23 protein-coding genes, 1 pseudogene and 1 riboswitch are annotated in these 24,097 nt (G+C 37.3%); of the genes and pseudogenes, 20 read left to right on the top strand and 4 right to left on the bottom strand.

What is annotated here, in order from left to right; all coding sequences use genetic code 11:
• Positions 1–20: 20 nt before the first annotated feature.
• The 7 genes and pseudogenes from QF028_RS24685 to QF028_RS24655 all read left to right on the top strand — a co-directional run.
• A pseudogene (locus QF028_RS24685) lies at positions 21–283 on the top strand (tyrosine-type recombinase/integrase); the annotation flags it as partial.
• A 457-nt stretch (positions 284–740) separates the two neighbouring features.
• Positions 741–1,013, top strand: coding sequence for a helix-turn-helix domain-containing protein (locus tag QF028_RS24680; RefSeq protein ID WP_429469820.1), 273 nt, complete (start codon positions 741–743; stop codon positions 1,011–1,013).
• On the top strand, positions 989–1,237 hold the full coding sequence (locus QF028_RS24675) for a hypothetical protein (protein WP_429469818.1): 249 nt from the start codon (positions 989–991) through the stop codon (positions 1,235–1,237). The genes QF028_RS24680 and QF028_RS24675 overlap by 25 nt, the downstream gene beginning before the upstream one ends.
• 154 nt (positions 1,238–1,391) lie before the next feature.
• A riboswitch (TPP riboswitch) is annotated at positions 1,392–1,500 on the top strand.
• Positions 1,501–1,669: 169 nt separating this feature from the next.
• Positions 1,670–2,983, top strand: coding sequence for a solute carrier family 23 protein (locus QF028_RS24670; protein ID WP_429469817.1), 1,314 nt, complete (start codon positions 1,670–1,672; stop codon positions 2,981–2,983).
• Positions 2,980–4,089 (top strand): CoF synthetase, encoded by a 1,110-nt coding sequence (locus QF028_RS24665; RefSeq protein ID WP_429469815.1) that lies wholly within the window; start codon positions 2,980–2,982, stop codon positions 4,087–4,089. Before QF028_RS24670 ends, QF028_RS24665 begins: the two co-directional genes overlap by 4 nt.
• A 14-nt stretch (positions 4,090–4,103) precedes the next feature.
• On the top strand, positions 4,104–5,561 hold the full coding sequence (locus QF028_RS24660) for an acyl-CoA reductase (RefSeq protein WP_429469813.1): 1,458 nt from the start codon (positions 4,104–4,106) through the stop codon (positions 5,559–5,561).
• A gap of 14 nt (positions 5,562–5,575) precedes the next feature.
• On the top strand, positions 5,576–6,343 hold the full coding sequence (locus tag QF028_RS24655; RefSeq protein ID WP_429469811.1) for a 3-oxoacyl-ACP reductase: 768 nt from the start codon (positions 5,576–5,578) through the stop codon (positions 6,341–6,343).
• Between the two features lie 475 nt (positions 6,344–6,818).
• Here the strand turns inward: QF028_RS24655 and QF028_RS24650 are convergent, their stop codons facing one another.
• Positions 6,819–6,968, bottom strand: coding sequence for a hypothetical protein (locus tag QF028_RS24650; RefSeq protein WP_429469809.1), 150 nt, complete (start codon positions 6,966–6,968; stop codon positions 6,819–6,821).
• Positions 6,969–7,468: 500 nt separating this feature from the next.
• Here QF028_RS24650 and QF028_RS24645 point away from each other — a divergent pair, with 500 nt between their 5' ends.
• Positions 7,469–7,891 carry a hypothetical protein gene (locus QF028_RS24645; RefSeq protein WP_429469807.1) on the top strand — a complete coding sequence of 141 codons (423 nt, stop codon included), beginning with the start codon at positions 7,469–7,471 and terminating at the stop codon, positions 7,889–7,891.
• 610 nt (positions 7,892–8,501) lie between these two features.
• Positions 8,502–9,140 (top strand): cysteine hydrolase family protein, encoded by a 639-nt coding sequence (locus QF028_RS24640; protein WP_429469805.1) that lies wholly within the window; start codon positions 8,502–8,504, stop codon positions 9,138–9,140.
• Between the two features lie 194 nt (positions 9,141–9,334).
• Here QF028_RS24640 and QF028_RS24635 read toward each other — a convergent pair whose 3' ends face one another.
• A complete protein-coding gene (locus QF028_RS24635) occupies positions 9,335–9,955 on the bottom strand; it encodes an NAD(P)-dependent oxidoreductase (protein WP_429469803.1) in 621 nt (206 codons plus the stop codon).
• A gap of 205 nt (positions 9,956–10,160) precedes the next feature.
• Positions 10,161–11,045 (bottom strand): LysR family transcriptional regulator, encoded by an 885-nt coding sequence (locus QF028_RS24630; protein ID WP_429469801.1) that lies wholly within the window; start codon positions 11,043–11,045, stop codon positions 10,161–10,163.
• A gap of 184 nt (positions 11,046–11,229) precedes the next feature.
• Between QF028_RS24630 and QF028_RS24625 the strand changes: the two genes are divergently transcribed.
• On the top strand, positions 11,230–12,438 hold the full coding sequence (locus QF028_RS24625; protein ID WP_429469799.1) for an MFS transporter: 1,209 nt from the start codon (positions 11,230–11,232) through the stop codon (positions 12,436–12,438).
• Between the two features lie 231 nt (positions 12,439–12,669).
• Positions 12,670–12,972, top strand: a complete 303-nt coding sequence (locus QF028_RS24620; protein WP_429469797.1) for a hypothetical protein — start codon at positions 12,670–12,672, stop codon at positions 12,970–12,972.
• Positions 12,973–13,453: 481 nt separating this feature from the next.
• Here QF028_RS24620 and QF028_RS24615 read toward each other — a convergent pair whose 3' ends face one another.
• On the bottom strand, positions 13,454–14,200 hold the full coding sequence (locus tag QF028_RS24615; RefSeq protein WP_429469795.1) for an NADPH-dependent F420 reductase: 747 nt from the start codon (positions 14,198–14,200) through the stop codon (positions 13,454–13,456).
• A 244-nt stretch (positions 14,201–14,444) separates the two neighbouring features.
• On the opposite strand from QF028_RS24615, the gene QF028_RS24610 reads away from it, so the two are divergent.
• From QF028_RS24610 to QF028_RS24570, 9 genes are all read left to right on the top strand, one after another.
• Positions 14,445–14,804 (top strand): winged helix-turn-helix transcriptional regulator, encoded by a 360-nt coding sequence (locus QF028_RS24610; protein ID WP_176541386.1) that lies wholly within the window; start codon positions 14,445–14,447, stop codon positions 14,802–14,804.
• Positions 14,805–15,127: 323 nt separating this feature from the next.
• Entirely contained in the window at positions 15,128–16,402 is a 1,275-nt protein-coding gene (locus QF028_RS24605; RefSeq protein ID WP_429465521.1) for an IS110 family transposase, read from the top strand.
• A gap of 487 nt (positions 16,403–16,889) precedes the next feature.
• Entirely contained in the window at positions 16,890–18,074 is a 1,185-nt protein-coding gene (locus QF028_RS24600; RefSeq protein WP_429469793.1) for a PucR family transcriptional regulator, read from the top strand.
• A 79-nt stretch (positions 18,075–18,153) separates the two neighbouring features.
• Positions 18,154–19,035 (top strand): DMT family transporter, encoded by an 882-nt coding sequence (locus QF028_RS24595; RefSeq protein WP_429469791.1) that lies wholly within the window; start codon positions 18,154–18,156, stop codon positions 19,033–19,035.
• A 327-nt stretch (positions 19,036–19,362) separates the two neighbouring features.
• Positions 19,363–20,013: a helix-turn-helix transcriptional regulator gene (locus QF028_RS24590; protein WP_429469789.1), complete on the top strand. Its 651-nt coding sequence runs from the start codon at positions 19,363–19,365 to the stop codon at positions 20,011–20,013.
• 10 nt (positions 20,014–20,023) lie between these two features.
• Entirely contained in the window at positions 20,024–20,398 is a 375-nt protein-coding gene (locus QF028_RS24585; protein ID WP_429469787.1) for a RidA family protein, read from the top strand.
• Between the two features lie 67 nt (positions 20,399–20,465).
• A complete protein-coding gene (locus QF028_RS24580; protein WP_429472519.1) occupies positions 20,466–21,569 on the top strand; it encodes a threonine synthase in 1,104 nt (367 codons plus the stop codon).
• A gap of 1,778 nt (positions 21,570–23,347) precedes the next feature.
• Positions 23,348–23,788, top strand: a complete 441-nt coding sequence (locus tag QF028_RS24575; protein ID WP_429469785.1) for a hypothetical protein — start codon at positions 23,348–23,350, stop codon at positions 23,786–23,788.
• A 45-nt stretch (positions 23,789–23,833) separates the two neighbouring features.
• Entirely contained in the window at positions 23,834–24,061 is a 228-nt protein-coding gene (locus QF028_RS24570) for a hypothetical protein (protein WP_429469783.1), read from the top strand.
• The last annotated feature ends 36 nt before the right edge of the window (positions 24,062–24,097 follow it).

Here is a 24,097-nt window from a genome sequence, read left to right as displayed (position 1 = left end):
AAAAGATCTTCTATAATATCTACTTGTTTTATAGCCAGCGTTCCCCTAATTTACGGTTCGTGGAATTCAGACCATGATTGAAAGTTACAGCTTGCCGAAGAAAAAATTAACACCCCATATGTTCAGGCATACATTTTGTAAATGGATGTTAAAAGCAACGAATAATGACATTGAAAAAGTTCGAAGATTAGCAGGACATAGTAATATTTCGACTACAGCACGAAATTTAAGAGATTCCTATAGTGATTTGGCGGATGCTGTTGAAGCTATGCCGAAATTTTAATTCTACGAGAGATGACAGTTTTGAAGGCGATGCAAGAAATAGGGGTTAAAAAGTCAACTTTTTATAAGCTATTTAATTAGTACGAAAGAAAATTGAAAAGTATCAATATATATATAGAAGGAACCCATAAAAAAATAGCCCTTGCTCAACGAGAGCAAAGGCTATTTTCAAAGGGGACGCCTTATTATCATTACCAGTTATATTAGATTATATATATCTATTTTAAATATTTATAGCTTAGCGATTATATGCATAGTTAATTTCCTTACAAAATTTATTTAAATGGAGTGGAGGTTTGCTGCTAAAGAGGGAAATGTGACTGCTAAACTAAAGTAGACAGTTTTCGCTAGATAAGAAGAAACACTTATTTACCCAAATATACCAGTAAAACACAGGGCTCCTCCATTGTAAGATGTTTATGAACTTTATTCATACATCAATGGAGGGTACAGAAAAGGTGGATAAGTGGGAAATGTATATGGAAATACAACAGTTAATTAAGAAAGGATTTAGTAAATCCAAAGTGGTAGAAAAGCTGGGGATTTCAAGATCAACAGTGTACCGAAATCTTAAAAGAACTCCTTCGGAAATGTCTGATTGGGTGGAATCCTTACAAACAAGAAGGAAGAAGTTAGACCCTTATAAGGAATTAATTTTATCTTGGTTGACGGAACATCCTGATATGTCAGCTGCACGGGTACAGGATTGGTTGCAGGAAAGATATCACTAGAAATAGGTGAAAGCACTGTCCGTGCCTATGTTCAAGATTTACGTAATGAATATAAGATAGCCAAAGAGACATCACCAAGAGAATATGAAGCTATCCCTGATTCACCTAATTTTGGGGCTTCTGTTTGGCCGGTAAATCCAATTGCACTGCATAGTATGCTCAATGCCAAAATTGAAACCAATGATTCCGTTGTGGCCCCGGGAGCACAAATTCTAAAGAGTTAAAAATGTTCTATGATTGGCAAAGTTATTTTCAATGGCCATGAAACCAAATTCCTTTTGATCAACATTAATGTATTATGAACCAAAATGATCTTTGCAACCATTTTAAAGGTTGCGGTATTCTTTAGTAAGGTATAATATTAAAGAACTAAAGTGAATAGACTACTAGGGGTGCCATTTATTAGGTTGAGAGAAAAACTAATTGTTTTTTAACCCTTTGAACCTGATCTGGAAATACCAGCGTAGGAAAGTAGTGGAAAAAATTAAATTTTTCTCTACCTTTAAAGCCAGGTCCAATAGTGGATGTGGCTTTTTATTTTGGGAAAAAACGGAAGGGTTGGTTTATAGGATACGAAAAGAACAAAATCTTAGTTTCTGAAACTTAGGCCAGCTGAAATGGTGGTAACATTTTATACAACAAAAGGGGAAAAAAGAATGGAAGCAGAAAGAATAAATAATTCATTAGAAGTGGGAGTTGATACAAAATTACCGCCAGCTAAAGGGATTTTGTACGGCTTACAGCATGTGTTTGTTTCAAATGTGTGGCTCGACCCTATTTTTGTTGCGGCAATGATTGGGCTCCCTTTATCGTTATCTGCAAATATTGTGAATGCAATCTTTATCTCTGCAGGGCTGGTAACTCTTGTCCAGGCAACAAAGCTTGTTCGTTTACCGATTGTTCAAGGACCTTCTGCAGCATTCGACTCCATTATGATTTCTGCGGGGAAGGCGAACGGTCTTGCTGCAGCGAGTGGAAGTATTTTTCTTAGTGCTATTATCTTTTTTATCTTGTCTATTACTGGAGTAATTGGAAAATTAAAAGCCTTGTTTACACCGGTCATTTCGGGAACGGTTATTTTTATAGTAGGTATTTCCTTATCAAGCTTTACCTTGTTTGAATTTTTAGGCGGAACACCTGGTATGGCTACTTTTGCAAAACCAACTACGTTACTTATGTCGATTCCAACCGCAGCGATTGTTGTCCTTTTATCCCTTTTTGGCAAAGGAACATTAAAATCATTCTCATTTCTGATTGCCTTAGTGATCGGGGATATCATTGCCTTTTGTCTGGGAAAAACAAACTTTTCAGCTATTGCTGATAAAGATTGGTTTGGGCTGCCACAGTTTCTTCCATATGGTCATTTAGCCTTTCATTGGAGTACCTTTATTCCATTTTTCGTCGCCTATCTGGTGGCGGTTATTGAAGCGATGGGCGTTTATCAGGCTTCAGCCGAAATGCTGAAGATTGATCTTGATTCGAAAAGGATTAGGAATGGATTTGCCGGGGAGGCAGGCGGCTCGTTGCTATCCTCGCTGATTGGGGGATTTCCAACGACTGCTTATGCCCAGAATGTTGGTCTTTTACGATTAACCGGTGTAGGCTCAAGACAGCCTGTCATGATCGCTGGTATCATCTTTTTGTTTTTAGGTTTTGTGCCAAAGGCAGGGGCATTACTTGCGTTAACTCCTGACGCAGTGGTTGGGGGCATCTTTTTACCGGCTGCTGCCAGCTTGATCTTTACCGGTGTCTCTTTAATTGAAAAAATGGAAAAAACAGATACGAATTATATGATCACTGGTCTTTCTATTTTGCTGGCGGTTAGTCTACCAACCTATTTCAAGGATGTTAAAGGAACAGTAGGAACATTTCTTTCCAATAGTATTTTAATTGCTGCGTTCTCATCGATTATCCTTCACGTCGTGCTTATTAATATACCTCGTTTATTCGGAAAGGAGACAAGTAAATGAGAGAGGATTCGGTAAAAATTACGACTGAGATCATCGCGTTTATTGAACGATACAAAGAAGAAGATTCTTCTGAAAAAGATTACAACGACATTGCTTTAAAGCTTTTTAAATTTCAATTTCAATATAATCAACCATATAAAAAATTTTGTCAGGCAAAACGAAAAACACCGTTGACGGTGAAACACTGGAGCCAAATTCCTCCGATCCCCATACAAGGATTCAAGGAATTAACGTTATCTTGTGAGCCGGTAGATGAGGTCAAGGCTGTTTTTATGACAAGCGGGACAACCAATCCAAATGCAAAGGGGAAAAATTATCACCCGACATTTGAAGTCTGGGATCGGTCAATGAAATACCCGTTTAAGCAATTTGTGCTGCCGAATTGTGAAAAAATAACCACCTTTGTCTTGTCACCTGCAGAGGACCTGAACAAAAACTCATCCCTGTCACGCTATTTATCCAATGCTGTTACATTCTTTGGCACAGAAACCAGCCGGTTTTTCTTCCATGAAAATGGCTTAGAAATGAAAGGATTAGCGGAAGCATTAAGGGAATGTGAGAAGCGGAAGGAACCTGTTATGTTACTGGGGGCTACCTTTGCTTATGTTCATTTACTCGATTATTTAAAAGAAGCGAACCTTCAGTTTAAGCTGGCAAGCGGCAGCCGTATTTTTGATACCGGCGGCTTTAAAGGTCAATCGCGTGAAGTGGAGATGGAAAAATTATTTGAAGATTTTGCGGAATTTTTTCAGGTTGGAAGAACCAAGTGCATCAATATGTACGGGATGACGGAGTTATGCTCGCAAATGTATGATCAAACCATTCTTTCATCCTATTTGGGCGGAGAGGTTATTTTTGATAAAGCTGGCCCTGCCTGGGTTAAAACGCTTGTACTTGATACGAATACACTAGAACCGGTCAAAGAAGGAGATGTAGGGGTCATTGCTCACTATGATCTGGCGAACTGGAATTCATCTCTAGCTATTTTAACAGAAGATATTGGATACAAAACAAAAAACGGGTTAGTTTTACTTGGAAGAGTAAAAGGATCGGAAGCAAGAGGATGCTCGATTGCAGTCGACCAGTTAATCCAAGCGAACAAATGAGGGGGAACGGCATCTTGGACATAGAAGAGATTCCTGCTTATTGGCTGCCCAAAGAGGTACAATTAACCTCTTTTCGCGAAGAAACCATTACGACAGCAGACAGATCATTTTTATTAAAATATCCACTTTTAACAAGTGAACAAATTCAAATGATCGGGAGTATCGTGCAAAAGAACCGGGACCACTATTTAGCGAAGCTGGGAACAAATGAAATTATTGAAAAAATTGATCAGGCAGTCTCCAAATGGCTCGTTCCAGAATACCCGCTGCGAAAGTTATCAGAGACGCTTATTCCAATAATCACCGGCTATGATGCGGAAATGGTCCGACTTGAATTAAAAAGGTATATCCGGACGTTCCGGAAGAAGGAATTACTGCGCTTTCTTGATGAAGAGTTTGACCAGCCTGCCATGCTGGATGAGTTTCGTCCTCGAAAATCAGGGGGATTCACGCGGGCATATGGACCAAAGTCGATTTTTCATGTTTTTTCAGGGAATGTTCCAGGTGTCCAAATTTGGAGTTTACTTATGGGGCTTATTCTAAAATCTGCTAATCTTGGCAAGACTTCAACTTCTGAGCCTCTGTTTCCAGTCTTGTTTGTAATATCACTGGCAGAGGTAGATGAAAAACTTGCAGAGACGATTGCGATTTTACCTTGGAAAGGCGGGACGAGCGAGCATGAGGAAGCGGCGATCGATTTTGCAGAATCGGTTATCATCTATGGGTCTAATAAAGCCGTCGATGCGATTCAAAAAATGGTTCCTCCTTCGAAAACGTTTTTAACCTATGGTCATAAAATTAGTTTGGCGGTCATTGGGAAGGAAGCACTAACGCCAGATCATTATTATGAAACAATTTTTAACTTGGCTGAAGATATGTCCATTTATGACCAACAAAGCTGTATGTCTCCACAATCCATTCTCGTTGAAACAGGAGGAGCCATCAGTCCAAGGCAATTTGCGCAAATACTTGCAGCAGAACTTGAACGGTACAATAAAAAAAGACCAAGAGCAAAGCTTTCAGATGAAGAGGCCATGTCCATTCATCGGCTTAGGCACCAGTATGAGATTCAGGCAGTTAGCGATCAGAAAGTTTCTGTCTATGCCAGCCAGCATGACACAGCCTGGACGGTTTTTTACCATAATGAACCCGGCTTTGCTGGATCTGCGTTGAATCGGACCATCCATGTGTTTTCATCTGAAGAATTGGAAGAGGATCTTCAAAAAATGCAGCCATTTGAGCAGTACTTACAATCATGCGGCATCGCAGTTTCACCATTTCGACTTTTTAGGATGGCAGAAATGCTCGGGAATTTGGGTGTCAATCGAATTTGTTCGATTGGTGAAATGAATCGCGCCAAGCCGGGCTGGCACCATGATGGCAGGTTTAACTTACTTGATTTGGTCCGGATGGTGGATATTGAGCGGAATATGGATGAAGACCTTGAACAGTATGATCCGGATGTGGAGTAGAAAGAAGGCTGACTATGAATTTACAAGATAAAATTGTCTTAGTAACAGGTGCGAGCAGGGGGATCGGGGCTGCAATTGCGAAAAAATTTGCTGCTGAGGGTGCTTTTGTGGTCGTAAATTATTTAAAAAATCAATCCCTTGCAGAGGCTGTGGTCACTGAAATTGAATTAATTGGGGGGAAAGGAGCTGCCATCCAGGCAGATGTTCGGAATGCCGACCAAGTAAATGAGATGATGGGACAAATCATTGATGAATTTGGCGGTATTGATGTAGTGGTCAATAATGCCTTAAGCCACTATACGTTTAATCCGAAAACACGGAAAACAGCATGGGAAATGGAATGGGAAGACTATGAGGAACAGCTTCAGGGGAATGTCCACGGCGCCTATAACATTTGCAAGGCGGCGTTGCCATATATGAGAGACCGTTGTTCAGGAAGAATCATTAACATTGTCAGTAATTTAATAGATTTTCCCGTGATTCCCTATCATGACTATTCAACAGCGAAAGCGGCCCTGCTTGGCTTTACCAGGAATCTCGCAAAAGAGTTAGGCGCATTTGGGATTACCGTCAACGCTGTTTCACCGGGCCTTACCTATCCAACCGACTCCAGCTATGAAACGAAGGAGGATGTAAGAAATTCGATCATCCAGTTAACCCCGATGTGCCGTTTGGCTATGCCTGAGGATATTGCCGGTGCTGTATTATTCCTCGCCTCTGATTGGGCATCGTTTATTACTGGGCAATGCATCAATGTTGACGGTGGATTGGTGATGAAATAACATCAGGCAACAATAAAAAACTCCTTCATTTTAGAGGGCACTGCAAAAGTCCAAAAACAAATGAAAAAAGGGTGAGCACCTACCACAAGTAGTGTTTCACCCTTTTATTTTACCTCTACATATTGTACTTCAGTAATTAATTCCTGTTTTTTGCAGTAGCCTCATTTTAAGAAAGGAGTTTTTTACTGTTGTATAGCCAGTTGGCTGCTATTCACCGTATAAAGCAGAATGAAATCAATTATTATAAATTAAGATGTTCAACAATCGGGTGCTTTAACATAATAAGGAATAAAACACAGGGATCAAAAATATGAAAGTTTTTTACCTACTTGTATATTTTGGCTTTTTTACATCATAAAACATACTGCCATAAACATAACCAACATTTTTTACTTGCCAAATACACAGAAAACAGGCAAAACATCGTTATGCCTGTTTTAATAATAAATGCTCTCCTTAATGAAGGAGCATTCTATTAATTTTTTATTCCATTTTCTTGCTGTTCTGTCGTGCTTTGTATTGGAAAGTATTCTCTAATTTGATTAAATAAACTTATTAGATACTCATTGAGTGCAAATCTGTCTTCCTTAACAAATTCACTGAACAGAATTTGACTTTTTTTCAATTTTCTCTCCCCTTTATTAATTGGATCTCTATGGATTTTCTGTAAGTAAATTAATTTGAATGTACTGGCCACTTATGCTATTAGTCTGATTTAATCATATCAGAAAGCGCTTTCATTTTCAAAGATTACCAATATTCAAGTTTCGACAGCAATTTATTTCAATATATACCAAGATTTTAACTTTATAAGATTAAAATTCATATTCGATTAGTGATACACGACTACGGTAAGATTAAATGGAAGAAGCTTCCTTTATACCGTTATGGTTCGAAATGACACAGAAGATGTTCAAGGTTCAAAAGCGCAAATCGAATCCGATAATTGACTAGTATAAGAGGCAGGAGTTTGACGATGTTTAATACTCTTTCAGGGATGGGGTTAATTTAAACATGGGGACAAGAGATTTGATCCAGCTACCAAAAATGGATGCTTTCTTCTTGTGCTAACGGGTCAGGATAGTTTAATAAAAATACTTACATAATAATAGCGGAGGTGTTGGAATGATTACGGTTAAAAATGCTGAAAGCTACCTTAAAGATAAGATTGGTAATGATTCCGATGATATAAAAAAAGCTTGGGAAACATTTAAGGATTTTTGTAAAGAACCAGTTGAGGGAGAAGAAGATAAAGAAATTTTATTTCAATGTGGTGTTTATGATTTTACTGGAGAGGAACTATTTCATTTTGATTTTGTACGTCAGTTTACTGTTTATGAAGAAGACGAGTATTCGAATACGAAACAACTTCATTGTGAATTTTTATTTAAACCAACAGTTGAGTTAAGAAAGTTAGAGGTATCAGAATGGTCAATGGATTATGATGACTTATATGATTTTTTTAATCATATAGAAAGTCTTCAGGAGTTTAAAATACCATTTAATTTAAGTCCAATAAAATCAGAAATATATCAGGAAGAAATTTAAATCTTATTTCACTAACGGCGGGCTTTAGCTTCGCAACAAATGGAAACGAAGTGAAAAACTTTTATTGTAGTGTTCGGTGGGTTCATTCTCTTTTTAATAGGTTTTGTTTCTTTTATATCGCTATTGGTTTATGGTTATAAAGAATTTAAGGCAGATGAGTCTAAAACATCAAAAAAAGTGTTCTGTTTTGTTTTAGGAATACTTGATACCTTTTTCGGTACAGGTGGTGAATTAGCAGGCTTTGCTTTAATCTTATCTCTTGCAGCTATCCTTATTGGTCTTGTGATTATGGGGGTATTTCATTAATACATTAATTTGAAAGTTTGTGAAATATTGTACTTAAAGTAACGGGTGCTTGAGTTTAACAAAGGGTTGCTGCGGCGGCTCTTTTTCTTGTTCCACTAACGTGGCAGAATAGTTTAAGTATTTCTTCACAAAGTTATTTTATCGATTCAAATGTTTTATGGTTTACCTGCTTATTGACATATTAGGTTTTTTGGGGAGCGAATTGTAATCTCACCTTAAATGGGGATGAATAGACCTAATGTGCATGTTGTAATATTAGTGGTATCGAATTGGAATAATAAACATGGTAAAGGGGGTGAAAAGGTTGGAAAAATTAAAAAAGAACTTGGAACGGAAAAACACGACCGTCATCGTCGTGGATGTGCAAAACGATTATTGCCATCCCGATGGAGCAATTGCCAAAAGCGCAAGCGATGTCAGCGCGGTCAAAAAAATAATTCCGAACTTGCGCAGCTTGTTGGATGCGGCAAGAGAGCACTCCGTTCCAATCATTTTTTTGCAGACGAATCATGATAAGTCGACTGATTCCGAGGTTTGGCTTTCCCGCTTTCCGGATGGTGTCAACCCGATTTGCCAGACGGGGAGCTGGGGAGCGGAATTTTACGAAGTTGCGCCGCAGTCGAATGACATCATTGTGAAGAAGCATCGTTACAGCGGCTTCGTTCATACTATGCTGGAGTCCATATTGCAAACTCTTAAAATCGAAACCTTGATTATAACAGGAGTCAGCACGAATCTTTGTGTGGAATCAACCGCCAGAGACGGGTTTATGCTGGATTATCGAATCGTGCTCATGAAAGATGCCTGTGCTGCTTTTTCGCAGGAAGAACACGATATGACCTTAAAAACCGTGGATACCTATTTTGGAATGGTGGCAGATACGGAACAGGTTGTTTCTTTTTGGCGGATGCACGCTCCCCAATCCCCCCAGTTTTTGACCTAAACGGTGGATGGACAAAAAAACGACCATGCTTATTTTGACAAGCCCCAAAAATAAAAACAGTGGTAGCCTAGGATGAGAAAATAAGTTCTAGCCTGTCGCTGTTTTATTGCTAACTTCACCAAAGAGTGGGGATTATTGCCGCATCCCATTTTCCTTTTCAACAACGGGTTAATCCAAGTAGTATAAGAATATTATTAGTAGGCGATACCTACACGCGATTTTATATAATCGCTTGCTTTTATCTGTTTAAAAGTAAATTCCGCTGTATCCGGTACGGATATTTCAGCTCCACCCTCCGGCAAAAAATTTCGGTCTATTCGATATTTGCCTACCCTTTCTCCATCCGGCAAGTACGTAGGACAGACAATCGTCCATTCTAGGGTTGATTGTTTGAGCATATCGTAAACTTTATGATGTTCTTTCGCTGCACGGGTTGACTTCTGCTTTGATTCACTTGATTGATAACGCAGAGAATTTGGTGTGGTTCTACTTTGCAAAATACCCGCAGTTCCTATAGTTATTATTCGTTTTATACCTTCGTTTTCCATTGCTTCGATAATAAGTGGCATACTTTCTGAGAGAGTGGTTGTGCCATCAGTATTTAGTGCACTAATTACTACATCAACCCCATGCATTGCACGTACTATATCTTCTTTCTTTAAAACATTCCCTTGAATAATGGTTAAATTTTCGTTATTTATTTGAATCTTCTCTGGAGTGCGAACTAATACAGTAACATGATGTCTGTCATGAAGGGCATAAGTAACTATTTGACTTCCAACTCGTCCAGTTGCACCTAAAATTAAAATATTCATAAGAATGATGCTCCTTTTGTAAATACTAATATTTTACTATAAAAGATATTTTATTGTCTTGTTTAACTAACGAGTGCGATTGTTCAATAAGAGCGGTCGCTTTTCTTGTTCCGCTAACGAAGCAGTTTAGTTCAATAAGAGGAGATTTATCTAATACAGATTTAACATTACAATTTAAAATTTTGTTTCAAAAAAATGACCACTCCTATTCTAATTCGTAGGAATGGTCCAAGACATATTGTTTAAATTTTTGAGTTGCAGGTGATAAATATCTTCCATCTACCCACGCAATTCCAATTGTCCGCTGGCATTGCTTACTATTGATAGGTATTTGTGATATTTTACTTTGATCTGTTCCCTTTAAATCCGGTAGAATTGATATTCCCAATCCCGCAGCGACAAGCCCTGCAACAGTGTCTGCTTCCTCTCCTTCAAATGTTATCTTAGGAGTAATTCCCGCTTCTTTAAATAATTGATCGAAGGTAATACGAAGTGAGAATCCTTTTTTTAAATGGATAAAAGATTCATCTGCAATTTCTTCTAATGTAATATTTTTGTGATAAGCGTATTTGTGGTCTTTAGGGACTATAACGAAAAGTTCTTCATTCCAAAGCTGTCTCCATACAATTGGTGATTTATTCTCCATAGAAGCAATTAGACAAAGATCAAACTCTCCTGATTGCAACTGGTCAATAAGATTGTGGGAGGGTCCTTGTCCAAGACGAAAATTGATTTTAGGATAGCAGGATCGAAAAGAGGCGAGTATATCAGGTATATGACTTGTACTTAAAGTGTGCAGAAACCCAAGCGATACTTCTCCCTGCTCTGGATCGAGTAAATCTTTAATTTCTTGTTTGCCTTCATAGAATTCATTCATCATATTATCCACACGCTTTAAAAAGATATGACCATATTTATTTAATCTAATTGAACGTCCCTGACGTTCAAATAAAGGCACACCTATTTCATCCTCAAATCGGGCAATCGAACGGCTAAGGGCTGACTGGGAGATTGATAAGGCTTCTGCGGCATGGGTTACGTGTTGCATTCTTGCCAGTGTTTGAAAATATTCAAACTGTTGCCATTCCATTTTATAACACCACTTTCCACTGGTTTATTCATTACATAAATGCATTAAATACATTAACATAATGAATTATACATCATGTATAATCGGTGGTACTATAAAAATCAGAAGCAAAATACATAATTTGAAATAAAGGGATTTTTATTATGCATTATGTTGGAAGTCATATGAATTGGGTGATTGTATTATGAATTACATTCAAAAAGGTACGCCTCTATTTCGCAAAACCAGCTTTGCTTTTTTTGCTGCTGGTTTTAATACATTTGCTATTCTTTACTGTGTTCAACCTTTAATGCCAGAATTTACAAAAGAATTTAACATTAATCCAGCTACTGCAAGTCTGTCTCTTTCCATAACAACAATAGTTCTTGCCATCAGCATGCTGATTTTGGGTTCTTTGTCAGAAGTATGGGGACGAAAGCCTATTATGGTCATTTCCATGCTGGCTGCTTCTGTGTTTTGTATTCTCACAGCATTCAGTCCAAATTTTCATTTTCTGCTAGGTTTACGAACTATTGAAGGAATTTCATTGGCTGGATTGCCCTCAATTGCAATGGCTTATCTTGGTGAAGAAATAGAATCCAAGAGTCTTGGTTCGGCTATGGGGTTATATATATGTGGCAATTCCATTGGTGCTGTTTTTGGCAGAGTTTTCTCTGGTATGTTGAGCGACTACTTTGGTTGGCACATTGCAATAGGGGGAATTGGAATCATAAGTTTAGCTGCTACCTTAATTTTTTGGAATAGTTTGCCACCTTCACAAAATTTCAAAGCTCGTCAGTTAGAACTTGGTAAGTTAGGTAAAACATTAGTTGACCATCTGAAAGATCCAGGTCTAGTTTGCTTATTTGTCATAGGATTTTTGCTTTTAGGGAGTAATGTAGCGTTATTCAATTATATTGGTTATGTATTACTCGGAAAACCCTATTCGCTTAGCCAAACATTTGTAAGTTGGATATTTTTAATCATGATAGTTGGAATGTTTAGCTCTGTCTGGACAGCAAAATTGGTAGATCGTCACGGAAAGCAGAAGGTATTATTCATCAGCTTATTAATTGCATTAATCGGTGTTTGTTTAACTTTGGATTCTAATTTATTGATTAAAATACTTGGACTTGGATTGTTTACCTATGGATTCTTTGGAGGTCATTCGATTGCAAGCAGCTGGGTCGGGCAACGTGCTTTACAAAACAAAGCACAAGCTTCATCATTATATTTATTTCTTTACTATACGGGTTCTAGTGTAGGTGGAACACTCGGAGGGGTGTTTTGGTCTGCATACGGATGGGGAGGAGTAATCAGTTTGAATGTTGGCTTCCTCATTATTTGTTTAATACTTTGGACGTTTGTTTCACAAATTGTACCGATTCCGAAGAAAGTGGCTAAAGTATCGTAATTGATGCTAATCTTTATTAGATTGTGAAGATATGCACTTAAACTATCGGGTGCAAGAGTTAAAGAAACGGAGTTGTCATTGAGGCAGCTTTTTTCTTTTGTACTAAAGGCAGTTTAATTTAAGAGAGATCTATTTAATGGTAAAAAATCTACTTCTCCATTAATAGTTTGAACTTAATAAAATATTAAGGTATATTTATTACAAAATTTTTGGGTAATGGGAGGGAGCAATATGCTGAGATGTGCTTGGTGTATGAAAAAAATTAGTAATAACAAGCCAGTTTTTGGGTTAAGTGTTAAATTCGCAGAAGGTATAGATTACACTGAAAGTGAAGGGACAATAATGCAAATAGGTCTGCGTACTCGAAACACTAGTGTTCCTATGATAGTAACAGCGAGAGAATCAGAAGCGAAGTTACAAGGAACTGATGGTATTTTTGCTTTATGTAGTGAGAAATGCGGAAAGAAAATGAAGGATACCTTAAATAAGGAATTAGCAATTTTTAAAGAATTTAAAGATATTGTTCTTCAATAATATTAAGAAGATTAAACAAAATTAATTTCTGCTTATATATGCGTTTCTAATAATAAGAAAACGCTTTTTTATTTAAGTGTAATTGAAACAAAATGTTACTTTCCAAAGAGGTGTCATTTTCTTATTATACTAACGGCAATTGGGCATTCAGTGATAAAGGTAAAAAGGATAAAAGTTAGATTAGAAGCGAACCTTCTTTCACTAACGGGTGCAAGAGTTTGAGATTAAGGCTGTCAATAAGGCAGCTTTTTCTTCTTGTGCTAACGGGGCAGGTTAGTGGTAGAGGGATTTTAAACACAAACATACTTAGATTCTGTTTTTTGAAAAAAATGAGATCGTCCTGGAAGGACCTTTGTAAGCTCTCAGAATTACTAATATTATTTAGGATTGTCTGGCGGAAAAAGGTAAGACATACCTTTATAACTTTATAGGGATATATGGATATACAAAAAGGTGCGCTCTAACGAGTGCACCTTTTGTTTTATGAATTGTATATTTCTCTGTTTAAATTCACAATATCCTTATGTGAAAATTCAACTTCTTTTTTTTCTGCAAGGAGCTCTGCAAACATTTCCATCACCTTATCCCGTAGTAATGGTGCTTTTTCTTTACTTGCCTTTTTCAACGCTTTCGTTAGTTCATCTTTTGTTAGCTCCGTACAGTAAGCAGGAGTTCCTGGCTGTTGTCTCCAAGAGTCACTTATAGAACCACTATCTACTGCGTCGAATCCAAGCTCGTTTACTACGTTCATGACTACTTGTTTTTGTGATGGGTCATTACCAGCAACTGCCATCACAATTCGTCCACTAGAATCTTCGGATGTTCCTTCATTTTCTAAAGTATAGGCTAATAAGTTGTTGAAAGCTTTAATGATAGGTCTGCCTAATTGATTTGAAACCCAAACACTTTCAACCATCCCGTTCTCGATTTCTTCAATTTGGCCGTCTCTAAAAGGATAATAATTTGAAGTATCTACAATGATTACTTCCTCCCCGACTTGATCGATAATGTTCCGAATGCTTGGCAGTGCTTTTATAGGGAGAGATAGTATAAGAACTTCAATATTTGTAATGGCATCCTCCACACGCACGGGTGTTCCAGCAAGCTCTTTTCCTTCTAAACGTTCAATTCCTCGTGCATCTGCAATCTTCACATTATGCCCGTTCTTAACTAATTTTTTAGAAATAATGGACCCAATTGGTCCTGCACCTATAATTCCAAATCGCATGATTGTTCCTCCTAAAGAATTTGTATATCAAAGAATAATTCCGCTAATGTTACACAATCATATTTTCAGCTGAATCATTCACCTCTTATCAAACCGTAAACAAAGCATCATATGTCTTTATAAACGTATTGAGTATTTTGGTTACATATACTAGAATATAATCATTTCTCATCTTTTTAAAGAAGGCAATAAAAATTGACATAGTACATTTTTTTGTACTTAACAGTAGAAAGCAGGTGAAATGGTGTCTAGATTATGTAAGGATGGATTTGACAAAAAGTGTATAAAGGAACAAAGAGAAGTATATGGTATCGCCTATACCCAAAACATACTTTCAGGCCGTTGGAAATATCTTATTCTTTGGTTTTTAAAGCCCACAGAGCGTCGTTATAGTGAAATCAAAGCTTTTTTAGGTGATATTTCACAAGGTTCTCTTACAAAGCAACTTCGAGAACTAGAAACAGATGGCTTAATTAACCGCATGGTTTATCCAGAGGTACCTCCTCGTGTTGAATATTCATTAACCTCAAAAGGGGAAGAATTCATTCCTATTATCGATTTGATGGAAGCGTTCGGAAAGAAGTTTGGGGAGCAAGCAGATTAAACCAAAACGGTTACATCTATCGTTTCCCCCACAGAAATGAAAAATTAAATGGTGGATAAAGTAAAAGTTGTGGGGACGAGAAATCGTTCCAAAGGCAACTTTTTCTTTTACGATAAAAGTTTGTGAAGAAATGTACTTAAAGTAACGGGTGCTAGAGTTAAAGATGGGGACTGCTGTGGCAATCCCTTTTCTTGTTCCACTAACGTGGCAGGTTAGCATTCCTGTAGATCGTTAAATATCAGGTTTGAAAAAAATAGAGCCCCTCAGTAAGATACGAGTATAGAGACCAATCTAACTCAAAGTCTTAAGGAGGAAGCCCTACTATGAATTTTAAAATGCAAGACAAACAAAATCAACTAATCGAAAGAATTTCCGATACACATCTTATTGTTGGTGTGGATATCGCTCAACAATTACACGTTGCAAGAGCAGTTAACTTCCGTGGAATTGTAGTGGGAGACCCTATTACATTTGAAAATAATGAAGAGGGGTTTGTTAAACTACTAAACTGGATTCATGATTTAAAAAGATTAAAAAACTTAGATGCAGCAATAGTAGGTATGGAGCCTACAGGCCATTACTGGATTAACCTTTCAAAATGGTTATTTAACCAAAAAATTGAGGTAGCAACTGTCAATCCTCACTTAGTAAAAAGGAATAAAGAGAATCGTGATAATACTCAATCTAAGAGTGATAAAAAAGATGCATTAGTTATCGCAGATATGGTCAAAAACGGATACTATTCTTTTATTCGCCCATCCTCAGAATCATTTGAGAAACTTAGAGTTCTTATGTCTAACCGTGATGTGATTGTAAAACGTCTTGTAATGTCTCTAAATCAAATAAATCGATGGGTGGATATTGTCTTTCCAGAGCTGCGACAAGTGTTTAACGATGTTTCGTGCAAAGGAGCCATCGCAACCCTTCGTTTGTTTCCAACTCCAGATGAAATATCTTCAATGGAGTCACTAGATGTCCAGAGGGGATGGAAGTCATTAATGAAAAGACAACCAGGACCTAAAAAAGCTCAATTATTGATCAACCTAGCAAAAACTTCTATTGGAACTGGACAAGCTCTTGATGCTTATAAATTCCACCTAGAACAATTATTAGAAGAATATGACCTCGCTATAAAACAACTCGAAAGAGTTGAACAACAAGTTAAAGAAGTTCTCAATAAAATACCATTTGCAAAAAAACTACTTATGATTAAAGGAATAAGTGAAATTTCATTAGCTGGGATACTAGGTGAGTCAGGTGATCTAAGTGGATTCTCTCACGGAAACTCTCTATTACGTCATGCAGGATTACATCTAGCTGAAGCAAGTTCTGGAAAGTGGAAAGGTCAGATTGTTATTTCGAAGCGTGGAAGGTCAAGACTACGACGTTTCCTATACTTAGCAACCATGAGCCTTGTGATGAATAATCCTGAATTTAAAGCAATGCATTCCCATAATGTGAAGGTTAAGAAGCTAAAGAAAATGAAATCAATAATGAAACTGATAGGTAAATTAGCAAGGATTTTTGTAGGAATAGCACGACGAAACGAGTCTTACTGTCCAAATAAAATAAAAGAATTAATCCCTTTAGCAGCCTAGAAATAAATCATTAGTTTATAATATGTATCAATTAAAATAGTTAACCTTAATTTTGAATGTTGTCTTATTCGTAGGATTTCAAATATGTACGGAGTACCAGGTTTGTTCAACAAAAGGGCACTGCGACCCATCAGGTTAGCATAACTGGCCTCCACCCCTTGGATAGGCATGACGAAGGAATGAGAGGGCAATTGACCCGTTGAGACATGGGAGGGAAAGCCTCCAGGGGCGGCGTGGAGATGTACATTATATGGTAAAATATGGAGTATTAGCTAACTCCTTTATTTAACTATGCCTTCACGAAGCCAAAATGATCTGATCTCATTTCAATGACCCGTAAATTCAATTACAAGGGTTATGAAATCCTGCGAATAAGTGAGCATTCGAGAGATATTCGTATCAAACTGAGGGAGTTTAACAAGGTATGTTTTAATAAATAAAATGCTTTATAATTAGGTTATCTTTGTTATCAAGAAGGATGATTTTTATGATGACCGTAAAGGACGTATTTCAACTGTCCGTTACAAAGAATTTTTCAGTTGTAGCAGGTGACAATGCATTACATAAAACAATCAGAAGTGTTGGAATTTTGGATTTTGAATTTTCTGAAGGTGTTCAGCCAGTGAGAGAAGAAGCTTTTAGTCCTCATAGCCTTGTACTCAGCAGCTTATTATTTGCTAACCAAATGCCGGAACTTTTAATCGAGACAATTAAAGAGCTCATTAAGTTAAAGGTGAGTGCCTTAGCCTATAAGCCGGTTATTTTTCAGGATTTACCAGACGAGGTCCTACATTTCGCAAATGAGCAAGATTTTCCGATTTTACGTTTTGGTGGAGATGAATATTTTGAGGATATCATTTTTGAAGTGATGAATTTTATTAAAAACAGGGAAAGTGACCTCTTTTTACAAAATATCATGCGTTGTTTGATCGAAGATGAGGTATCACAGCCACAACTACAGTCCTTCTTACAACAGATGAATAAGCCGTTTGAGAAATATGTATTTACCGCCGATATTCAAATGATGGAATCCCAGAACTCTCAATGGATGGACTCCTTTCTTCAATTCCAGTCGTTTTTGAAGTCAGGTATCGTCTGCACCTATAAAAACAATATTCTGATCCTGTTGACCGACAAATCCGAGCGGCTCCAATTTACCAAAATACTAAAGGAATGGATGGACCTATATGGAATTCCAACCGATGGGCTAACAATTGGTTACGGTCAAGTCCACCAGACACATACAGAACTTCATCTAGCTGTCAGAGAAGCGTACTATGCCCGGATTATGGCTGACATTGGAACGAAGTCTGTTTGTAACTATGCGGATCTGGCATCAGAACGTCTGCTTATAGAACTCTATAGGAAGGATGCACAATTCGCGAGCAGCTATGTGAAAGAATACTTGGGACCTCTTCTTACTGAAAAAACAGATAAGGATTTACTACATACAGCAATTACATTTGTGTTAAAGAAAAGTAATGTGAAGGAAGTCGCGGACGCACATTATTGTCATCCCAATACCATCCGTTATCGTATGGCGAAAATACGTCAATTAATAGAGCCTTTTGGTAACGAGTTTGTTTTTTATGAGAATCTATCCGCAGCAGTAAAAGTGTATTTACTCCATAAAACAATCGAAGGAACCGCTTTGGAATTAATACAAAAATAAGCTAAAAATTTTAGAATCACTATCAAAATATTGTTGTTTTTCTTGTGATATCCTTGGTTGTAGTCAAGGAGGGAAAGAGATGAAACAATATATAGGTGATGGAATGCTGTTGGTTACAGCGATTATTTGGGGCAGCGGATTTGTTGTAACCGATATTGCACTGAAATTTTTAACTCCATATCAGGTAATGGCAGGAAGGTTTGTTTTAGCTACACTTTTACTTACAATGCTATTTGGACTCAAACTCAAAACACTCACCAAATCCGTCATGTGGAAAGGAGCCATACTAGGCACGTTTTTATTTCTGGGCTTCGTTTTACAAACGGTTGGTTTGCAATATACGACACCTTCAAAGAATGCATTTTTAACTGCCGTCAATGTTGTGATTGTACCTATAATTGCTTACCTGCTGTATAAGCGAAGAATTGATCGATATGAAATGTTTGGCTCAGTCATAGCCATTGTAGGTATTGGCTTGTTATGCCTTCAGAGTTCCATGACCGGAAACATAGGTGATATATTATCGCTTGCATGTGCAGCAGCTTTTGCTTTCGATATTTTTTATACAAATCTTTTTGTCAAAAAGGAAGATCCTATATCACTGACCATTGTGCAATTCATAACGGCTTCCCTATTAAGTGTAGTTGCTGTCCTTATTAAAGGAGATATACCGACATCGTTGGAAAGTGAAGGAGTTTATTCGATTTTGTATTTAGCAGTCTTTTCAACGACGATTGCCTATCTTTTTCAAAATAAAGCACATCAATATACCACAGCTACAAAAGCAGCTATTATTTTATCTACAGAATCTTTTTTCGGGATGTTGTTTTCCGTTTTATTTTTACACGAAGTATTGACCGGGCGTATGCTTATCGGGGCGGTATTAATTATGATGGCAATCTTAATTGCTGAGCTGAAACCATCCTTCAATAAAAACCAATCTGTTAAAAACGTTCATTAGAGCAATAAATTATATTAAGTGGCTCGTAAGAAACCCTTCATTTTGATCTTTACCTGGGAACATTGTGAAACATTGTACTTAAACTATCGGGTGCAATAGTTGAAGATTGGGGTTGCTGCGGCAGCTCCTTTTCTTGTTCCACTAACGAAGCAGTTTAGTTAAAGAAAGCCTATCTAATCAACTAACTCTGAGGGGATATTCATTTTTAGGTGATTTGCTCATCCTTAAGAGGAATTTTTTAAAATTATATAAAAAAATCTACATATTGCTATTTTTATATAAAAAAATATATAATTAAATGGACTTTAAAAAATGAGGTAGTTAGACATGGAACAGAGTAAGAAAGTATTAGAGAGTTTTATCCCTATAGCAAAATCTACTGCAAAGATGTTTGGAACGAACTGTGAAGTCGTTATTCATGATTTGACGAACCCTCAAGCATCTGTAATGTTAACAGTAAATAACCATGTTACAGGAAGAGAAATCGGTCAATCATTTGATCACCTAGTGAAGACTGTATTACGATCGGAAGACTTTAAAGAAGATTATCTTGCAGGTTATACATTTGTAACAGAAGATAAGCGTACTATTCGTTCTTCGACTTCATTAATACGTGATTCCAAGAAAAAAGTGATTGGTGCTTTCTGCATAAATTTTGATGTTGAAGCACTGAATCAAATGCAACAATTTATGAATACTTTTCTTTCAACACAAGTTGAAGTTCAAGAGAATGAAACAAAATCAGATGATGATATTGAAAATGTTGAAGGAATAGTGGATCAATTGATTAAACAAATCATTCAAAACAGTGTACATCCAGTCATGAAACGCCATGAAAAGATTGAATTAATAAGATTTATGGACGAAAAAGGCATTTTTTTAATGAAAGGATCTGTTGAGAAGGTCGCATCTTTGTTAGGCATTTCCAAAGTAACAGTTTATAGTTATTTGGATGAAATCAAAAATAAATCAAGTTAAGGAGAATCAAATGAAAAGCATCTTTGAAGTAGGCAATTTAAAATCAAATGGACACTATGCATTAGCAACAGTTCATCAGAATACTGTCTATGTCTCAGGGCAATTTGCCATTAATCCTGAAACCCGTGAAAAGAAATTTGGCACCATCGAAGAAGAAACATTACAAGCACTTAAAAACGTGGAAATGATTGTAGAAGCAGCTGGAAGTAAAAAAGAGCAAATTTTGCGTATGACATTATATATTCCAGATGTGAAATTATGGGATAAAGTAGATGCTGTTTATAATGAATTTTTCGGTGAACATAAACCAGCTCGTACCGTGGTACCAACTAATGAATTACATTTTAGATTCAAAATTGAAATTGATGCCATTGCATATATTTAGTTATATTTTTTACCTGTCTTATATAAAAAAGTCTAATTTTTATAATATTTAAAAGGATTGATAAATGATGGAACAATTTATTTGTAACAGTTGTGGCAAAAAGCATGATATTACACCAACTATATGGAAATGTGAATGTGGCGGAGTATTAAACATAGTAAAAGATACCCCAAAAGTTGATGTTGCTGCTTGGAATAACTATCCAAACTCATTATGGCGTTATTTTGAATCCATGCCATTTGCAAAAGATTCTAAGACATGGGAATCCGTGACAATGGGTGAAGGTCAATCACCTTTAATCGTTCTAGATCCTATGGAGCCAAATACGTATGTAAAAGTTGATTATATGATGCCTACATTATCCTTTAAAGATCGAGGAGCCGTTGTTTTGATGACGAAGGCGAAGGAATTAGGGGTATCAAAGGTGATTGCTGATAGTAGTGGTAATGCAGGAACGGCGATTGCGGCTTATGCAGCACGTTGTAATATTGCCTGTGATATTTATCTAAGTGATGAAACTTCACCGAAAAAGATCGCTCAAATAAAAGCCAGTGGAGCAACGATTAAAGAAATTCATGGTACACGAGAGAACGTTGCAGCTGCGGCGCAAAAAGCAGTAGTCGAAGAAAAAGTTTTTTACGCAAGTCATGTGTATAATCCTTATTTTTATGAAGGAACTAAGACGTACGCTTATGAAATTTACGAGCAATTAAAAGGAGTGCCAGATGCATTAATCATCCCAGTTGGTAATGGTACACTTGTACTTGGTGCGTACAATGGTTTTAAAGAGTTATTTGAAAACAAATTAATAGAAAAAATGCCGAAGATTGTTGCAATCCAAGCAGCAAACTGTGCACCTCTTATGAGTGCATATGAAAATGGACTAGAAATAGCAGAACCTGTAACCAATAAAGGTACTTTAGCAGAAGGTATTGCCATTGCAGCCCCAGCACGCTCAAGACAAATTTTAGAAGCGGTACGTGAAACAAATGGTTTATTTATTGACATTAAAGAGGATGAAATTCTGAGTGCACGGGCAATGCTTGCTAATAAAGGTTTCTATGTTGAAGTAACAACAGCTGCAAACTATGCAGGTTATTTAAAATATAAGAAGGTACCAGATGAAAAAATTATAATACCTCTTTGTGGTGCAGGAATTAAATCAAAATAACTGCGATAATAAGCTAGCGGTAGTTTATCAATAGAACTACCACTTTTTTTATTTATTTTAATTTTCGTTGTTAGTAAGAGTTTTAGAAAAGGTTATAGATTGTGAAGAATTACACTTAAAGTAACGGGTGCTAGAGTTAAAGATGGGGACTGCTGCGGCAATCCCTTTTCTTGTTCCACTAACGGGGCAGGTGTGCGGCCGAGCCTAGGTCGTATCATATAGCGGGTGGGATTCCCGTCGAGTAAGAACTAGCCATTCGCTCGTAGCGAGTCTTGGAGGGCTAAAGGTAACTTTAGTCTTTAAGCGTAGACAGTTAGGTGGAGCAGCCGTCAAGGCTGAGAATCTTATGGAGTGAAAGTCTCCTGTCATCAATTGACCGATTCGGATGACTAGCATATCCAATGCGTGGGGAGGTAACGAACTACGTTCTGCTTGGAAGTAAAAGTCACGGCGGCCTATTCTACACAGAGAGAATAAGGTCGGAACAGTCTGTGTGGCGAGCAAACCTAGAGGCCAGAAGGATTTAACGAATACTGCAGTCCCGAAATCTACGCCCTCTGAGAAACTGTTTCGAGGGATATATGCTTAGCGTCGACCTTTATCTAACGGGGGAAGACCGATGTCTTACGGGAAGAAACGGTCAAAAGCACCGTAAGGGCAGCCGGGATACGGGTTCTAGCATCTAGGGAAAGATTCTCAGAGATAACGACGGGAAGGTCCTACTTCAAATTGGAATGGTACAAACCAATAAAGACCTATCATATATGAGGCTAATAGAAGTTGATAGGAAGATTTAGGACTGGCGCATGAGGTCGTAGTAGCTTTGAGAGAAGAGTAATGTCTTCTTAAGTATAAGCAAATTATACTCCTAATCTAGGTAACACCTTTGATAGGGCAAAGGACCTCTGGGCACTTGGAATGTTTGAGCATTATAGACTCTGAGCTATAAAGTATGTTTAAACTAGCTTACAAGTAAACCTACAAATGAAGGGGGAATATGTGTACCGACATTTAATCCTGCGGTTGTATGGGAAGGCTTGTAGGTGATTAATCCAAGGTCAGAACCGGACTCGGGAAATCCGACCGTCCGGGATCGTAGGGGGGCTACAAGAAACGTGAATCTATAAATATTGATTGCGCGCGCTTGTTTTCTACCCGACGGCGGGCCGAAAGCCAAATGGTTGAAGGGATTGAGCTCCATAATGTTAGTAAATCGAGAGGGCTGATACTTTACCTGCAGCAGAAAGCTACATTTTATCCTTCGTTAGGGCAAGATGGATAAAACCTCTCTGGAGTCAGAGACCTTGGCACGTTACACATCGATATGATACGGCAACTCGGGAGACCCTACCGGTCTTTTCTTGTTAGAAGAGTATGGTATACAAGCGATAAAAAGCAAGGAGACCAAATGCTGTGTAGGGAGTCGGATAGCAGCGTAGTACCAATGAAGTTGGGTAATGCCGATGGAGGAAAGGCTAGCTACCAGTTATCGCCCTTACTAGGGAAACATTTACTACACTCAGAGGTAGGGATAAATGGAATCAAAACTACTAAGGATAGCAGAAGTAGCAAAATCTCAATCTAAGAGATTAGCTACATTTTGTGAATGGTAACTAGGAGGAGCCGTGTGCATTAATAGTGCAAGCACGGTTCTGTGAGGGGGGTGGAGTACAATCTACCGCAAGGTAGAAAGGCTCCCTTCTACTCGACTACTTGAAGAAGGAATAATTAATTTCTTTATCGAATAAGGGATAAAAAGAACGAAAATGGTGATACCGATGGAAGATTATAAGGATAAAGATGACCTAGAATTATACGATACCGTAATTGAAGAATTAGTTATTAGTCACCGAGAAAAAAGCATTTCTTTTCAAATTTTAAAGCCTATATCTCGCGTAGATAGGACGGGCGGGTTTACCTATCGTGTTAAGAAAGGAATTTTGAAGTTTGAAAATGTTATTCATGCAAACATTCCTTATAGTTTTGAGTGGGAAGAATGGAGTGAATTTTATCGTTCAGCCGTATTAGACAGTTCGAAAGTGATTGATAGGATACCTAAAATGGCAAAGGAAAATAAATCTTTAAAGCATATATTCTTAGGCATTGACTACGGTGTTGATTATAAAGAATTAGATATTGTTTGTTCGAACTATTATTTAACTTTAGAGGAACAAGAGTATGTCCTTCATGATGATTTTGATTGGTTATATGAGGAATAATCTTATTCAGCTAACGGGTGCAGTAGTGAAATTAAAGGAAGACTTATGAAAATAGAAGAAAAAGATGACAAAGTAATAATTGATGACTTTGAAATTGATGGTCATATTGATGAAGAACGTTGTTGTTCTAATTGTAAATTTAATTTAGTTTATTATGAAGATTTTGATGCTTATTTTTGTCCTAAATGTAATTACTGGACTGAATCTAAATGTAGTGACCCTGACTGTAATTACTGTCCTAAACGCCCTGAAAAGCCATTGCCAAATAAATAGTGTTCTTCAACTACCATGAAAGTACAAAACAGTGAA

Origin of the sequence: Neobacillus sp. B4I6 (assembly GCF_050434045.1) — a bacterium.
In the GTDB taxonomy this organism is placed as follows: Bacteria; Bacillota; Bacilli; order Bacillales; family Cytobacillaceae; genus Neobacillus.
The sequence above is the reverse complement of the archived record's forward strand: the minus strand, read 5'-3'. Positions and strand labels throughout refer to the sequence as shown.